The sequence below is a fragment of the Geobacillus sp. FSL W8-1251 genome (assembly GCF_038005945.1).
Classification (GTDB): Bacteria; Bacillota; Bacilli; order Bacillales; family Anoxybacillaceae; genus Geobacillus; species Geobacillus stearothermophilus.
In genome coordinates this window covers 2,780,491-2,795,913 of record NZ_JBBOUF010000001.1, presented here as the reverse complement: position 1 = coordinate 2,795,913, position 15,423 = coordinate 2,780,491, and the positions used below count along the sequence as shown (strand labels likewise).

Here is a 15,423-nt window from a genome sequence, read left to right as displayed (position 1 = left end):
GTGCTGCCCTGCCATTTGAGCCCTCCCTCCTGCTAAAGCCGATCATCTTTGGTCAATCGGCGGTCTCTCATCGTCATCATACCATAAAAAAAGGAAAAAACGAAAAAAAGCGCCGCCAGCGGCCAATGAAACCGAAACGCCCAATAAAAATGGCCGAGCGCCGCCAAACTAGCCACCCATTCCCCGACACGAAACCGCCGGCCGGACAACAGGCGCACCGTCCCGCCGACTGCCGCGCGGATGAGCGCCCCGTTGGCAGCCGTCCCGAACCAAAAGCAAACGAGCGCAAGCCATGTCCGCAGCGGGGCAAACAGCAAATCGGTCAAAAACCGCTCCAGCGAGAACGGCTCGAGCGGCGGCAGCCAGCGAAAAAACAAATACGTGCACAAAACAGCGGCCATGGCGGTCATCGATAGACGGCCCATGGTTTCCTCCTTAGCCCGATCCTCATTATTCGTCATGGCAAACAGGCATGAACGACATGGCTCCATCATACATATAGACTGAACTTTGCCAAAAAAGGGGGGGGTTTTATGTTTACGACGCGCAAACAATATGAGCCGTACATCAGCCCGTTTGACCCGTGCCCGCCGATCCGCGTCAAAACGTACGTCACCGCGCCCAACTTGTATGTCGGCTTCCAACCGCCGAATTTGCCGCAGTTTCCGCTGCGCGAGGCGTTGATGAAAGGAACGCTCTGGCAAGTGTGTTACGATCCTTACTACAGCCCTTACGAAGGGAAAAGGTGATGGTTCATGAAACAAATGCCCAAGGAGTATTACGAGCAGCTTGAGGAGCTGCAAGCCGTCGATTTTGCCCTCGTCGAGCTGACGCTTTATTTGGACACCCACCCGAACGATTATCAAGCCATTCAACAGTTTAACCAGCTCGCGCAAAAGCGGAAGCAGCTGAAAAAACAGTTTGAAGCCGCCTATGGCCCGCTTGAGCAGTTCGGCCATAGCTATTCGAACTACCCGTGGAACTGGGACGACGCGCCTTGGCCTTGGCAAGTGTAGCTGATTCATCACGAACGCAAGGAGGAACGGATCATGTGGATTTATGAAAAAAAACTGCAATACCCGGTTCGCGTCAGCACGTGCAACCCGCGATTGGCGAAGTATTTAATCGAACAGTACGGCGGGGCGGACGGAGAGCTGGCGGCGGCGCTCCGTTACCTAAACCAGCGTTATACGCTGCCCCCGAAAGTGATCGGGCTGCTTAACGACATCGGCACCGAAGAACTCGCTCATTTGGAAATGATCGCGACAATGGTGTACAAACTGACGAAAGACGCGACGCCGGAGCAGCTGAAAGAAGCCGGCCTTGAGCCTCATTACGTCGATCATGAGCGCGCCCTCTTTTACCATAACGCCGCCGGCAACCCGTTTACGGCGACGTATATTCAAGCAAAAGGCGACCCCATCACCGACTTGTACGAAGACATCGCCGCTGAAGAGAAAGCGCGCGCCACCTACCAATGGATCATCAACATGAGCGACGATCCGGATTTAAACGATGGGCTCCGCTTTTTGCGCGAGCGGGAAATCATTCATGCGCAGCGATTCCGCGAAGCAGTGGAAATTTTGAAAGAAGAGCGCAACCAGAAAAAAATATTCTAAACAAAGCACAGCTGGATGGGCTCCCATTCAGCCGTTTTCATAATATAGGTTGATGTCGTACTCCCGCTTCAGCCATTCAAACAGCCGGTGACGCCCATTCCATTGTTCTTCATTTTTCCATAAATCGATGCTTTTCTGGATAATTTCGCAACGGAGGGCATGAAAGTCGTTTTCCGCCTTTTCACTTTTTCCTTTATAATAATAAACAGCCAGCCAATACACCGTACATAACAGGAGCAAGATGAAAAGGTGGGCCGGGGCGGCAAAAAACCAGGCGAATCGTTCACTCCACGCCGTGATCGCTGCAGCGTTGGCAATGATATAAAGAAGGAACGCGGCCAAGCCGGCCAACGCGGCCGCCTGCAAAAGCGTCGACCGCTTTTCAAGCCGCTCCCATTTTTTCTTTTTTTCAATGACGGCAAGCAACATTTCTTTTGTCACTTCATCGAGGGAAAATTCATCCGGAAACCGGGTCATGGCGCTCTCCCCTTGTCCGTATTCTATTGTCCATCATATGCGGGCAACAGACAGATTAGAACAAAGGGGAACGCGCGCGGCCATTTTTTCGGCCGGCGGGCGCAACCGCTTATTCCGTCTGAGCGGGGAACGGAATGCGCAGCGTTTGCCCCGGCTCGAGCCGGCTCGTTGACAAGCCGTTTTCTTTTTTGATGATCTCCATGGCGGCAGGCGTTCCGTAATATTTCATCGCAATGCTATAGAGCGTTTCGTTCGCCGCCACCACATGGGTGATGGTCTGCGCGTCGGATTCGCTTTTTGCCCCGTCACCCGCGGCGCGCTTCGGCTCTGATGTTTGTTCCGCCTTCGCGCCATCTTCTTGAATAATGCGCACCGTCTCCCGGCTGCCGCTTTCTTCATGGCGGACGACTGTGATCGTTCCAGGCTTTGACTGGGCATAGTAAACAGCCGTCACCGCAGCCGGCAGCGTTAAAAACAAAAACGCGAGCAAACGGATGGGAATGTATTTTCGTTTTTGCTCCTCTTTTTGCCGCCGCCGTTTTAGGCGCGATGGCGGCGCCCCCGCGCTTGACGCCGGGCGTTTTTTCCGCGCCAGGCGACCCGATGCCTCTTCCATCGCTTCACTCCCTTTCTTCCTCTGCCCCCCGTTTGAACCGAACATGTAAGGCAAGCACAAAATCGATCAAAAAGTGAGCGGTGATGGCGGCCCATAAGCTGTCAGTCTGCTCGTAAAGGACGCCGAGAAAGAGACTGAGCAGCACGACGACCATAAACAAAAACCATTTTTCCAAATACCGGACGTGCAGCACGGCAAAAATGGCGCTTGCCGCCCATAGCCCCCAATGCGTCTGCACAATGCCGCGAAACAGCCATTCTTCCGTCACCGCAATGAGCGCACATAAAAAAAAAGAGATGCGGAATCGAGCGGCCGCGGAATATTTTTTCATTGACGCCGCCGTCATCATGCCAATCGTCCGGCAAATAGCGCATCGCCAAAAACTCGGCAGCGAGCACGAACGCCGCCCCGCCGGCTCCGTACACGAGCACATCGCGCAGCTCAAACTGCCAAAGCCGACGCCACTCCTCCCGAGCAAATAAAAACAGCGAGCTGCCGCCGGCCAAAAGCAGCAGCAACCCTTGCGTGATATAAAGATGGATGAGCACTTCGCGGTCTGTCATCTGTTTGATTTGTTCACTTTGCCGCCTCATCGCGCCGCCTCCCGCCAAAAAACATATGCCATAGCTCCTCGCGCCAAGGCCGGACGGGCGCCGGCTCGGGACGGCGGCCGTCCGCCATGAAACGATCCGTCTCCAGGCCGCAGTTGTCGCAGCAAGCATCCGGTTTGTTCGATAGCTCCTCCCCGAACGCGCGGACAATCGCCGCGCGCCGGCATGAAGAGGCGTGCACCCATTCCTCCATTTCGCGCAATTTTTTTCGCTTCCAACGCCGCCGCGCCTCGATGGCAGCGGCCATCCGTTCATACAGCCGCTCCTTCGCCGCGGCCGTCAGCTGTTCGGGCGCCGCTGTTTGTCCCCATTCTAAAAAGTACGCCAACAGCCGTTTTTGTATGTCCGTAAATCCGCCGGCATCAACCATAGCGCGCCATCCACCGCCGACGGCGTCTTCCGGCAGCCGCCGGCACCACTCGCGGAGCGCAGTCGAGTCGGGAAGCTCCGCTTCGGCGACCGCCTGGGCGATCGCCCGGTCGCCGTCCGCGTAAAACAATACCGCAAGGCTTGGCGCCCCATCACGCCCGGCGCGCCCGATTTCCTGCACATACGCCTCAAGCTGGGCCGGCATATGAAAGTGAAGCACAAAACGGACGTTTCCTTTGTCCACCCCCATGCCGAACGCGCTTGTGCAACAAACGATGTCGAGCTCGTCATATAAAAACTGCTGCTGCACAAGCAGCCGTTGTTCCCCATCCATGCCGGCGTGGTAATAGGCGACCCGACCCGCCCCGTTTTGCGCCAGCCGGCGCGCCATTTCTTCAGCCCACTGCCGGCTTGAAAAGTACACGATCCCCGGTCCTCGGAGCCGTTTCGCGCATTCGGCCAAGCGCGCAGCTTTGTCCTCAACCGATAAGCAATGTTCCACCGCCAAGGCGATGTTCGGGCGGTCGACGGAATAAATATGGCGGCGCGTCCGCTCCATCCCGAGCGTGCGGATGATGTCCTCCTGCACTTCCGGCGTAGCCGTCGCCGTCAGCGCCAGACACGGCGGCGAACCGAGCGCATGGCGGACCGCTCCGAGCTTCAAAAAGTCCGGGCGAAAATCATAACCCCACTGTGAAATGCAATGCGCCTCATCGACGACAAACAACGAAACACGAGCGCGCCGGAGCGCCGCCAAAAACGTTTCAGATTGCAGCATTTCCGGTGAGGCATAAATAAAGCGAAAATCTGGAAGCGAGGCGAGGGCTTGCCATTTTTCTTCCGCATCGAGCAAACTATGGAACGCGACAACGCGCTTTTCACCGCGCCGGCGCAACTGCTCGACTTGATCTTCCATTAAGGAGACGAGCGGCGAGACAATGAGCACGCTCCCCGGGAGGAAATACGCCGGCAGCTGATAGCAAAGCGATTTGCCGCTTCCAGTCGGCAGCATCGCCAGCACATCGCGCCCGCTGAGCACGTCTTCGATCACATCGCGCTGTCCGGGCCGAAACGACGCGTGCCCGAACCGCTCAAGCAATGTTTTCGTTAATTCATCCAACGTCCCACTTCCTTTGCCAACACGAGCCGAATTTCAAAATAACTCGCTATTCCGCCAAGCGCCTCGCGAATACGCTTCAGCTTGCGCGTCCCGAGCGCCCGCGCCGCGGCCTGGATCGCCGCCGCCCTTTCAGCGGCGACAAACGGGTCGATCGAAAAATCGGGCACATTGGCGGCCAACTCGACGACATGATCCTCGATTGTACTTTTTTTCAAGCGCCGAAGGGCGGCGATTTCGTCGATCGTCTTTCCTTTTTGCAGCCATTCGTACGTTTTTTGCGCCGATTGTGTCAGCTGCACCGGCGCCAGCCCGGCCATCAGCTCGGCCATCACCGGGGCGCGCCCGGCTTCGGCTTCAGCCATCATATAATGAAGCGCGTTGCGAAACTGAAACTGCACATACAGCACATCCTTTTGCAGCCAAGCGGCAATTTGCTCCGCCGTCCAGCCGATGCGGCGGGCGCTTGTCAGCCGGAGCGCAAACACCGTCGCCGCTTCTTCAGAAACAGCCGCAAGCAGCCGGATGAGCTCGTCATAAAGCGCCCGCGCCAACGTTTGGCGCGATCCCTTGCCCAGCAAATACTGCTTCACCCATAACAGCGTCCGCTCGTCGCGGCAAATGGGGATAAAACGCTGTCCATGGGAGAGGTTGGACAGCGTCTGCCCAATGAGCGACAGCCGCTGCCAAAAAAGCGGCTCGACCTCATGGTAGCGCCAGCCGTTCACATAGCGGGGGAACGATGCCGCCTGTTCATCGAGCCAATGCCGCCCTTTTTCCGTCAATATATATGTCCGGTCATGGACGGGCGCGGCCCGCTGCTTCCGAACGAGCACGAGGGCCGCCTCCTCCAATCGGTCCATCGTCACGTCTTTCCATGTGCCGAAAAACGGCGCAAGTTGAAACCATTTGCAGTCTTGCAGCGTCTGGGCTGATTTTTTTCCAGACAACAAATGGTACACCGCTGCCAGCGTCCGTTCACCGTTTAGGCGGCGCAAGCAGTGGGCAAGCAAAAACGAGGCGTAACCGTGCCGCATCTTTGATTCCTCCCCACCTCTATTGTAACAAAAATCGCACAAGCCGTTTGCAATGAAAAAACGATTTTGGAACAAAAATAAACAAGGGACATATGTGTAAAAATACAGGAGAGCAATTTTTTAGTTGAAAAGCGGGACGAACGGTCTTATTATAAAAAAGTGAAAAGTTCATTTCCGAGCAGGTAACACGGAGATGACCCGTCCGTTTCCAAAAAATTGGGGAGGTTCGATTTTTATGCCAAAGTATACGATTGTCGATAAAGAAACATGTATTGCCTGCGGAGCATGCGGCGCGGCAGCTCCGGATATTTACGATTATGACGAGGACGGCATTGCCTACGTCACGCTTGACGACAACCAAGGGATTGTCGAAGTGCCGGACATTTTAATCGACGATATGATGGATGCGTTTGAAGGCTGCCCGACCGAGTCGATCAAAGTCGCTGACGAGCCGTTTAACGGCGATCCAAATAAATTCGACTGAAATCTCCCCTCTTGCCGAATCGGCAAGAGGGTTTTTTGACGAAAGCGTGAAAAAATGCCATTTGACAAGTGGCGCGCCGCAAGGGAACATGCTACAATAAGATTGTCTTGCCCGCCCTGGGCGCCGGCGGGCGAGTTTTCATGCGTACATAACAACCAAAAAAGGAGGAACGGGTTGTGGCATTCGAAAATAAAATTGTCGAAGCGTTTATCGAAATTCCAACCGGCAGCCAAAACAAATACGAGTTCGACAAAGAGCGGGGCGTTTTCAAACTCGACCGCGTCTTGTACTCCCCGATGTTTTACCCGGCTGAGTACGGCTACTTGCAAAATACGCTGGCGCTCGATGGCGACCCGCTCGACATTTTGGTCATCACAACGAATCCGACATTCCCGGGCTGCGTCATCGATACGCGCGTCATCGGCTTTTTGAACATGGTCGACAGCGGTGAGGAGGACGCGAAGCTCATCGGCGTGCCAGTCGAAGACCCGCGCTTTGATGAAGTCCGCTCGATTGAAGACCTGCCGCAGCACAAGCTGAAAGAAATCGCCCACTTCTTTGAACGGTACAAAGACTTGCAAGGCAAGCGGACGGAAATCGGCACATGGGAAGGGCCGGAAGCTGCGGCAAAACTGATCGATGAGTGCATCGCCCGCTACAACGAACAAAACAAAAAATAATCGCCTAAAACGTTGTACATCCAATGCGAACCTCAGCTATTTCCGAACAATCCCGCCTATATCTTTGGATATGGGCGGTTTTCTTTTGGAAACACGAACATTCCCCAAAACAGAAAGCGTTGTCATTGGTATGACTTCTTCGCTTTCCATTGACAGAAAGCGCTTTGCTATGTTAAATTATCAGAAATTTAACATCTTCGAAACAGAAAGGGGCATCTGCTGTGGTTCGCGTACTCGTTTCCGACGCCATTAGCGAAGAAGGCTTGGCGCCGCTCCGCACATCGGCGCACATCGACATCGTTCAAAAAAACGTGAGCGAAGCGGAGGACGAATTGCACACGTTTGACGCCTTGCTTGTGCGCAGCGCAACGAAAGTGACGGAAGAATTGTTGGCGAAAATGCCGAAGCTGAAAATTGTCGGCCGCGCCGGGGTCGGCGTCGACAACATTGACGTCGACGCCGCGACGAAACGCGGCATTGTCGTCATTAACGCGCCGAACGGCAATACGATTTCCGCCGCAGAGCATACGTTTGCCATGATGGCTGCGCTCGTCCGCCGCATCCCGCAAGCGCACATTTCTGTCAAATCGCGGGAATGGAACCGCTCGGCGTTTGTCGGCAACGAGCTGTTCGGCAAGAAATTGGGCATCATCGGCTTCGGCCGCATCGGATCAGAAGTAGCAAAGCGGGCACGGGCGTTCGGCATGACCGTGCACGTCTACGACCCGTTTTTGACGAAAGAGCGGGCGGAGAAGCTCGGCGTCTCCATCCATTCACTTGATGAGGTGCTGGCAGTCGCCGACATCATCACCGTTCATACACCGCTGACGAAAGAAACAAGAGGCTTGCTTGGCACGGAAAATTTGGCAAAGACGAAAAAAGGGGTATACTTAATCAACTGTGCTCGCGGCGGCATTATTGATGAGCAGGCGCTCATTCCGTTTTTGGAAAGCGGCCATGTCGCCGGTGTCGCTCTCGACGTCTTTGAACAGGAGCCCCCGGGCGACCACCCGCTGCTGGCGTTTGATAATGTCATCGTTACGCCGCATTTAGGGGCGTCGACGGTTGAAGCGCAACTGAACGTCGCCACCCAAGTCGCTGAAGAGCTGCTCCACTTTTTTGAAGGGCAACCGGTCACATCATCGATCAACCTGCCGGCGCTGTCGAAAGACGTCTATGAGAAAATTCAAGCATTCTATCATTTAGGCCGAAAGCTCGGTTTAATTGCTTCGCAGTTTATGAACATTCCGGTTCAAGAGCTGTCGGTCACCTACGCCGGCACGGTCGCCGATTTGGAAACGACGTACATCACTCGCAGCTTGCTTGCCGGCTTCCTGCGGCCGCGCGTCGCTTCCACCGTCAATGAGGTAAACGCCGCCATGGTCGCCAAAGAGCGCGGCATCACATACGGCGAAAAATTCTCTGATGAGACGCACGGCTATGCAAACTGCATTTCGCTCACTGTCCATGGCGAGAACAAAACGTTTACGATCAAAGGAACGCATGTGCCGAACTACGGCGACCGCATCGTCCATTTTGACGGCGTCACGATCGATTTCGCGCCGGAAGGCCATCTCCTTTACATTCAGCACCACGACCGCCCGGGGATGATCGGGAAAGTCGGGAACGTGCTCGGGGCGCATAACGTCAACATCGCCACAATGCAAGTCGGCCGCCAAGAAGCGGGCGGAAAAGCCATGATGATCCTATCGCTCGACAAACCAGTCGATGACGCGGTATTAAAAGCGCTGGCGCAAATTGACGATATTGAAACCGTCAAACGGCTCGAAGCGTAACGAAAACAAAAAAAGCAGGGTTCCCAAACGGGAAGCCTGCTTTTTTCATCGTTGGCGGCGCAGCGCCTTGCAACAGGCGCCCATGGCTGCCTTCTGTGCATGGCGGCCTGCTTCCGCCGTCCATTCTGCTTCTCATATTTCGCAACCTTTGCATAATATACAAAAAAACACCCCGGATATTCGTATCAAAATAATTTTTATACAAAAATTGTAAAATAACTAATTTTTATTCGGTCAAATCGGGCTTATTTCGAATTTTTATTCAAGGTGCGAAATGTGAGCTGCTTAACCGAGCGGCACCGCTTTCCGCTCGCCTTTCGAGAACGTCATGAGTTCGGTATAGCCGACGCTGCGGGCGAGTTCAACCGCCTTGTCAAAGTCGGCGCCGACATCGCCCGGCACGTGCGCGTCCGAGGACAACACGATCGGAATGCCTTTGTCATAGCACATTTGCAGCAGCCGCGGATCGGGATACAGCTCGCCGACCGGCTTGCGCAGCCCGGCCGTGCTGATCTCGACGCACGTCTTCGAATTGGCGAGCGCTGTCGTCGCCCGGTCGTATTGCTCAAGCAAAAACTCTTCATCTTCCGGAACGTATTTAAAAATTTTCACCAAATCCAAATGGCCGATAATATCAAATAAGTTCGACTCGGCGAGCGTTACGACTTGGTCAAAGTATTTGCGATATGTATCATACAAATCGCGCCGTTCCCATTCACGGCGGAACTCGACTAAGTCGATGCCGAAATCGTCGACCCAATGGATCGAACCGATGACATAGTCAAACTCGTACGAGCGGATAAACGCAGCCATTTCCTCATGTTTGCCGGGAGTGTAATCCATTTCAATCGACATTTTCACGTCGATTCCGGCATCCCACGCTTCGTGGAACAAGCGGACATAGTCGGCCATATCGTAGCACCGGCGCGCCTCCACCCACGGGTTGGACAAAATGTTTTTCGTTTGGTAAAAATGATACGCATGCTCGGAAATGCCAAAATGCTGAATGCCTTTTTTCGCGGCTTCATCGGTGAACTGGCGCAAATAATCGAGCGTCAGCGTCCCCCGCTCCAAATGGTTGTGATAATCAGTCAGCACAGTGTTTCTCCCCTCCTGCTGTTTTTTTCATTATAACGCATCACCGCAAGAAAGGACAACCGTTTGGCGAATCATCACCCAATCATCCGTTCGCGCCGACGAGAAACAACAGCCCGACGCATACCGCGACGCCGGCGACCGCCAAGAGCCGTGTCATGAGATCATCCATCTGCCACCCCTCCTTGCCTTCTTTGCGCCATATATGTCTTATGCCAATATCATCTCCGATAGAACAACAAAGTGAAGATCGTAACAAAACGACGCAAACGGCGGCGGCTACCAGCCGGCCGCCATCAACAGAGCGTTCGGCCCGGCCGGCACGCGGATTCGCATTCCAACCGGATACGGGCCCAAGTTCGACAACCCGTCAGCCGCAAACGTCACCTCACGGAAGCCAAACTCTTTCGCTGTCAGCAGCACAGCCTCCGCCATGCGCGCCGCGTCCTCTTCATGTGGCTGAGCGGTCAGCTGAATCCGGACCATCGCATGCCGCGCATCCATATCAGCCAGCTCCACGTTTACTCCCGGCGGAATGGCCGGCTCGAGCCCGCGGATCGTCGATGTTTTCATCTGCTTCAGCGCCTTCGAAAACGTGCGAGCGCTGCCCGGCGCCGGAACGAGCACTGTATAGCCGAACGAAGCGCTGTTTTTATAATACATTCGCTGCCGCTCCTTGATTTTTGTCGCTTTTACCATTCCGAGCGCCGGCAACTCAAGCCCTTCCTTCTCTCCGGTGAAAAAGCGGAGGCGCCGCTCCCCCATTTGCCGCGCTGTTTCGACGAGGGCGTCGACAAACAGCTTCTGCTCTTTGCGGCTGGCCGAAAACACGCGGTGCTGAGCCGGGACGTGCACCATCCATTCCCCCGTCCCCCCGGCGGCCGGCTGAATGACCACTCCATCAAACCAAGCGGACGCCGCCCGCAGCGGAGAGCGCCCAAGCACGCGCAGCGCTGCCGTGAACCGCTCTTCGGGGGCCAATCGGCCGCTGAGCGGAACCGCCACTGGCACCACCCGGCCGTTTGCCGCATCAGGCAAGCCGACCACCATGACGCCGGCATCTTCCTGCGCCGGCGTCGCATCAGCGGCCATTATCGTCTCAACTTGGGGGGGAGCGCTCTCGGCTCCTAGCGTTTTGACGGTAGAGGATCGCTGCTGCTGTTCCGCGCGCTCCGGAGCGGCCGCATTCATTCCGACAGCAACAACCGCAAGAAAGAGGGCCATCGATGCCGCCGAAAGCCAACGCCGTCTCCAGCGCATCTTGCGCTGGGTGCGCTGAAGCCGTTCGTAAACATCTTCTTTTGTGCGCCGGTCTTTCACCATGGGCAGCTGCTCAAGGCTATGTTCGATGCATCGCTCATTCCAGGGAAATTTTTTCATGCCGCCACTCCTCCCGTTCGGCCTCTTCCTCCATATGTTGTTTCAGCGCCTTCAGCGCGCGGTGCTGCGTTGTTTTCACTTTGCTTTCCGTCCAGCCGAGCGCGGCTGCCGTTTCAGCAATCGACAGCGACTGGATGAATCGGAGGACGAGCACAAGCTGTTGGTCGACCGTGCAGCGCGCCAAGCAGCGGTACATGAGTTGAATTTCCTCGTTTTGAATCGCGATTTCCTCCGGCATCGGCTCGTCAGCGCCGAGCTGCTCCTCGCTCCACTCCGATGCCTTCACCCACTGGCGTCGTTTTTGCTTGCGAAAAAAATCGATCGCCACATGGCGCGCAATGGACAGCAGCCACGTCTTTTCACTACATTGCCCTTTAAACCGTTTGTACGAACGCAGCACTTTCACATACACTTCTTGCACTAAATCTTCGGCATGCTCTCGATTTCGCACCATGTAATATAAAAAAATCATCGTGATATTGTTCGTACAACTGTTCAAAAACGGGGTCCATCGTGTCTCTCCCCCTATTCGTTTCCATGGACCAAAGCCGAACCATTCCATTATCTTCATGATAACGGGTCTCATGCAAAAAGGGAACCATTTTTTTGGACGAAAAAGGAAGACGGCCGAGCGAACCGGCTATCGCTCGGCAAAGAGCGGAAAAAAGAGGCGGCCGGCTCGCTTCCGCAATTCGCCCTCTGCCGCCCGGTCATAGCTGATCAAAAACGACGTCGCCGGACCACCAGAGGCAAAGAGCGGCAGCGGGCAGGCGCAAGCCCGCCCTTGGCGGCCGTTGGCGGCCGACAGTTGCATCCATTCGTAGTAAATGCCTTTGGAACCGATCGGGACGAGCTCATAAACAGACGGAGAGGCGAGAAGCTCAACAAACAGCGAAAGCGGCGCGACCCATTGAGGATGCGCCAGCACGGCCGGGCCGACGAGCGGGCGGCCGATGACGGCAAACTTCGCTCCCTCCGGCGTGACGCCGATCCGCTTCCGTTCGGCCGCCACCGTTCCGACCGCCATCACGCCAAGCGCCGACTGGACGGTGGAAAAATTCGATTCCGTGCTGCCGGTGACCGGAAGGCGAAGAGAAAGTTCATGGCAGACTCGTTCAATGCCGCGGCAAAGCGCTTCCCATCGGTCATCCCCCATAAAGTTTTGCAAGACGACGGCGTTTGCTTCCGCCCCGACACTCAGCAATTCCATCAAGGCGACGCGGGCGGCAAAATATGCGACCGTCTCCGCCGGAGCATGCACCGTATCACCCGGCTTGTCCCCGACCGCCGCCGAGCCGTCGACGGCAATGGCGAGCTCTCTGCCTTCGGTCAATGGAAGGAAGAGCACATCACGCATGCGGCGCCCCCGCCTTCGCCATCAAACGGGCAGCCGCCGGGGCAACGGCCAGCGCGATCAACACGTTGACCAAAGCGGCGGCGGAAAGCGGCGGAATGACGGCAAGCACAAACGGCCAGCCGAACGAACCCACTAGCGGCAGCGGGGCTAACAACGCATTGCCGATGAAAAAGGCGGCGGCGCTGCCTATTTTCCATCCCCGCTGATGCAGTACAGCGAACAGCGCGCCGAGCCCGGCCATTTCCAATGCGACAAGCCAATGGAACGGGCCGAGCGGCCACCCGCCGACCACCGCCGAAATAAGGTGCCCCAGCCCTGCAACCGCCGCTCCGGCGCGCGGACCAAGGATGGCGGCGGCAACGAGCGCCGGAGCGCTGTCTAACGCGATGCTGCCGACAAACGTCGGCAGCTTGATGAACGACCCGGCGACCGAAAGCGCCAAACAAATAGCCATCCAAGCGAGGCGGCGGCTCATTGCTTCTCCTCCTTGTCGCGGAACACAATGGCGCTCCGCTCATATTCGATATCCTTCACCCCTAAGCGGGCGTTCACAACCCGGGCGGCAGCGAACAAATAGTCGGACAGGCGGTTCATATATTTCAGAACAACGTCGTTGATCGGCTCCGCTTTTTGCAACGAAACGATGCAGCGCTCCGCCCTTCTTATCACCGTGCGCGCCAGATGAAGCGCGGCAGCCGCCTTCGACCCTCCCGGCAAAATAAACTTTTCAAGCGGCGGCGCCTCTTGGACATAGGCGTCAATGCGCTGCTCCAAAAAGGCGACCATCTCCTCGGTCGCTTTATACGGCAGCTTGCCGTTGACGATGGCCAAGTCGCCGCCGCAGTCAAACAGTTCATGCTGAATTTTTTGCAATTCGGCGCAAAGATCGTGAAACCGTTCATCGTCAGCGAGCAGAGCCAGCGCCCAGCCGATGAACGAGTTCGCCTCATCGATCGTCCCATACGCCTCGACGCGCAAATGATCTTTATCGACGCGCCCGCCGATTAAGCTTGTTTTTCCTTTGTCTCCAGTCCGCGTATACAATTTCATAATTCCTCTCCCCTTTATTTTAAGGTATTGTCAAAAGTTTATCCTCCACACTCACGGTTTTCCCTTGAGTTTCAACGGTTGGAAGAAAAAAAGCTTGCCACCCCCGTTGTTTTCGGCCATCATTGAGGTAACGACACCCAACAGCCAAAACAAAGGAGTGACAAGCTTTGTTACCTCAATTATTAGCCTATTTGCTCGAAATAATCAAGACCCAATATCAAATCATTGTGTATTTGATGGGTGTGATCGTGGGAAAATCCTTGAATCTCGAGGACTTGGACGAACCCATCCAAAAGCCGTACCGGAAACTTCAGGTCGATGACCTTCCGATCATCGATGTGCCGGAAACCCTTGATTACCGGAAGCTGTTGGCAGACTATGAAGCCCAGCACGGACGTCCTTTACGGCCCATCCAGCGCCGCGCGAATGCGAAACACCGTGTTCCGGATTCGTTGACCTGCCCTCGCTGCCAGGCTCCCTCTTCTTACCTGTACGCCAATAACGGCGGAAACGGGCAATACCAATGCAAAGTGTGCCAGTGCCGGTTCAACCACCGAAATCGGTTCACCAAGCAAGCGGTCTTTCGCTGCCCGCACTGCAAAAAGACGCTGGAAAAAATCAAGGAACGCAAAGAATACAACATCTATAAGTGCAAGAACAACGCTTGCCCGTTTTACCAGGCCAACCTTCGCCGGATGACGAAGAAGGAGCGCCAACAGTTTCAACAGGATCCTCAAGCCTTCAAGGTGCGGTATTTGTTTCGAGAGTTCTTGTTTGACTTTCTCCCGTTGGCTTCCTCGTCGCTCATCAAGCCGAAGGTCGATTTGTCCCGGCTGGCTGCGTCGCCGCACGTGTTGGGGCTCGTGTTGACGTACTACGTCAACTTTGGGATGTCCTCGAGGGAGACCGCCGCCGCCATGAAGGACATCCATGGCGTCTCGATCTCCCATCAGACGGTGCTCAACTACGCCAACAGCGTCGCGCTTTGGATCAAGCCCTTTGTCGACCGGTTCCCGTATGAGCTGTCCGGTTCGTTTTGCGGGGACGAGACGTATATTCGCGTCAAAGGGCGCTGGCATTACCTGTTCTTTATGTTTGACGCCGTCAAAAAGATCGTGCTGTCGTATCGCGTCTCGCCCAACCGGGACACGCTCTCGGCCATCAAGGCCATCGATGATGTCCTCAGGAAGCTAGCGTCCCTCCCAGACGACTTGTCGTTCGTCGTGGATGGCAACCCGATTTACCTGCTGGCGCAACACTTCTTCGCCCAACACGGGATTTCATTTGACGTCCGCCAAGTGATCGGGCTGACCAATGAGGATCCGGTCTCGGAAGAGTTTCGCCCTCTCAAGCAGATCATCGAGCGATTCAACCGGACCTTTAAAGGCAACTACCGCCCGACCCATGGGTTTGGTGCGGAAGAAGGCTCGGTGTCCTTTGTGACGCTGTTTGTGGCGTATTTCAACTTTCTGCGCCCACACAGCGCGCTCGAAGGCCGGGTGCCGGTCGTCATCCCGGAACTGGCGGATCTTCCGCATATGCCGGCCCGGTGGACGAAGCTGATCGCCATGGCACAAGCGTTTCTCCAACAAGAGGCGGCCTGACTTTTTTGTCCTCCGGAGCCCGTTGAACAGAACTCCTGCCGGATTCGGCGAAGCGAACCCTTGACCAACCGAACACCGCCAAAGGTAAAATTCGGTCATGGCAAGGGCGGCTTTCTTATTGCCTTCTTTTT

General features: G+C 55.6%; 17 protein-coding genes and 2 pseudogenes. 7 read left to right on the top strand and 12 right to left on the bottom strand.

All coding sequences use genetic code 11. The features are described 5' to 3' along the window. Window positions 1–32: 32 nt before the first annotated feature. Window positions 33–425 carry a hypothetical protein gene (locus NSS88_RS14780; RefSeq protein ID WP_044730990.1) on the bottom strand — a complete coding sequence of 131 codons (393 nt, stop codon included), beginning with the start codon at window positions 423–425 and terminating at the stop codon, window positions 33–35. A gap of 108 nt (window positions 426–533) precedes the next feature. Here NSS88_RS14780 and NSS88_RS14775 point away from each other — a divergent pair, with 108 nt between their 5' ends. The 3 genes from NSS88_RS14775 to NSS88_RS14765 are packed head-to-tail and all read left to right on the top strand — an operon-like array spanning window position 534 to window position 1,619. Continuing rightward, window positions 534–749, top strand: a complete 216-nt coding sequence (locus NSS88_RS14775; protein ID WP_341085184.1) for a spore coat associated protein CotJA — start codon at window positions 534–536, stop codon at window positions 747–749. 6 nt (window positions 750–755) lie between these two features. Next, complete coding sequence (locus NSS88_RS14770) at window positions 756–1,016, top strand: spore coat protein CotJB (RefSeq protein ID WP_031408620.1); 261 nt, start codon at window positions 756–758, stop codon at window positions 1,014–1,016. A 33-nt stretch (window positions 1,017–1,049) separates the two neighbouring features. Then, complete coding sequence (locus tag NSS88_RS14765) at window positions 1,050–1,619, top strand: manganese catalase family protein (protein ID WP_033010523.1); 570 nt, start codon at window positions 1,050–1,052, stop codon at window positions 1,617–1,619. A gap of 27 nt (window positions 1,620–1,646) precedes the next feature. Here NSS88_RS14765 and NSS88_RS14760 read toward each other — a convergent pair whose 3' ends face one another. The 5 genes and pseudogenes from NSS88_RS14760 to NSS88_RS14740 all read right to left on the bottom strand — a co-directional run bounded on the left by NSS88_RS14760 (window position 1,647) and on the right by NSS88_RS14740 (window position 5,846). Further along, window positions 1,647–2,096, bottom strand: coding sequence for a YpbF family protein (locus tag NSS88_RS14760; protein ID WP_055358568.1), 450 nt, complete (start codon window positions 2,094–2,096; stop codon window positions 1,647–1,649). A 109-nt stretch (window positions 2,097–2,205) separates the two neighbouring features. Beyond that, the gene (locus NSS88_RS14755; RefSeq protein WP_033013975.1) at window positions 2,206–2,712 is read right to left on the bottom strand and encodes a LysM peptidoglycan-binding domain-containing protein; all 507 of its coding nucleotides are present in this window, start codon (window positions 2,710–2,712) and stop codon (window positions 2,206–2,208) included. A 4-nt stretch (window positions 2,713–2,716) separates the two neighbouring features. Then, a pseudogene (locus NSS88_RS14750) lies at window positions 2,717–3,305 on the bottom strand (lysostaphin resistance A-like protein). Continuing rightward, complete coding sequence (locus NSS88_RS14745; RefSeq protein WP_061580575.1) at window positions 3,289–4,812, bottom strand: RecQ family ATP-dependent DNA helicase; 1,524 nt, start codon at window positions 4,810–4,812, stop codon at window positions 3,289–3,291. Before NSS88_RS14745 ends, NSS88_RS14750 begins: the two are co-directional and overlap by 17 nt. Beyond that, complete coding sequence (locus NSS88_RS14740; RefSeq protein ID WP_033013972.1) at window positions 4,800–5,846, bottom strand: helix-turn-helix domain-containing protein; 1,047 nt, start codon at window positions 5,844–5,846, stop codon at window positions 4,800–4,802. Before NSS88_RS14740 ends, NSS88_RS14745 begins: the two co-directional genes overlap by 13 nt. A 235-nt stretch (window positions 5,847–6,081) precedes the next feature. On the opposite strand from NSS88_RS14740, the gene NSS88_RS14735 reads away from it, so the two are divergent. The 3 genes from NSS88_RS14735 to serA all read left to right on the top strand — a co-directional run bounded on the left by NSS88_RS14735 (window position 6,082) and on the right by serA (window position 8,806). Beyond that, window positions 6,082–6,330, top strand: a complete 249-nt coding sequence (locus NSS88_RS14735) for a ferredoxin (protein ID WP_049626684.1) — start codon at window positions 6,082–6,084, stop codon at window positions 6,328–6,330. A gap of 176 nt (window positions 6,331–6,506) precedes the next feature. Further along, a complete protein-coding gene (locus NSS88_RS14730) occupies window positions 6,507–7,010 on the top strand; it encodes an inorganic diphosphatase (RefSeq protein WP_020754674.1) in 504 nt (167 codons plus the stop codon). A 221-nt stretch (window positions 7,011–7,231) separates the two neighbouring features. Then, window positions 7,232–8,806 (top strand): phosphoglycerate dehydrogenase, encoded by a 1,575-nt coding sequence (serA, locus tag NSS88_RS14725; protein ID WP_047818613.1) that lies wholly within the window; start codon window positions 7,232–7,234, stop codon window positions 8,804–8,806. Window positions 8,807–9,091: 285 nt separating this feature from the next. Here serA and NSS88_RS14720 read toward each other — a convergent pair whose 3' ends face one another. The 6 genes and pseudogenes from NSS88_RS14720 to NSS88_RS14695 form a co-directional block, all read right to left on the bottom strand. Then, the gene (locus tag NSS88_RS14720) at window positions 9,092–9,904 is read right to left on the bottom strand and encodes a histidinol-phosphatase (RefSeq protein WP_033010517.1); all 813 of its coding nucleotides are present in this window, start codon (window positions 9,902–9,904) and stop codon (window positions 9,092–9,094) included. Window positions 9,905–10,180: 276 nt separating this feature from the next. Then, complete coding sequence (locus NSS88_RS14715) at window positions 10,181–11,281, bottom strand: hypothetical protein (protein ID WP_061580574.1); 1,101 nt, start codon at window positions 11,279–11,281, stop codon at window positions 10,181–10,183. After that, window positions 11,259–11,793 (bottom strand): annotated as a pseudogene (sigX, locus tag NSS88_RS14710) (RNA polymerase sigma factor SigX). The gene NSS88_RS14715 and the pseudogene sigX overlap by 23 nt, the downstream one beginning before the upstream one ends. A 128-nt stretch (window positions 11,794–11,921) precedes the next feature. Continuing rightward, window positions 11,922–12,638, bottom strand: a complete 717-nt coding sequence (locus NSS88_RS14705; RefSeq protein WP_055358564.1) for an AIR synthase related protein — start codon at window positions 12,636–12,638, stop codon at window positions 11,922–11,924. After that, window positions 12,631–13,113, bottom strand: a complete 483-nt coding sequence (locus NSS88_RS14700; RefSeq protein WP_055358563.1) for an ECF transporter S component — start codon at window positions 13,111–13,113, stop codon at window positions 12,631–12,633. Before NSS88_RS14700 ends, NSS88_RS14705 begins: the two co-directional genes overlap by 8 nt. Beyond that, window positions 13,110–13,688, bottom strand: a complete 579-nt coding sequence (locus NSS88_RS14695) for a cob(I)yrinic acid a,c-diamide adenosyltransferase (RefSeq protein ID WP_055358562.1) — start codon at window positions 13,686–13,688, stop codon at window positions 13,110–13,112. Before NSS88_RS14695 ends, NSS88_RS14700 begins: the two co-directional genes overlap by 4 nt. A 167-nt stretch (window positions 13,689–13,855) precedes the next feature. Between NSS88_RS14695 and NSS88_RS14690 the strand changes: the two genes are divergently transcribed. Further along, entirely contained in the window at window positions 13,856–15,292 is a 1,437-nt protein-coding gene (locus NSS88_RS14690) for a DDE-type integrase/transposase/recombinase (RefSeq protein ID WP_095859072.1), read from the top strand. Window positions 15,293–15,423: the final 131 nt, after the last annotated feature.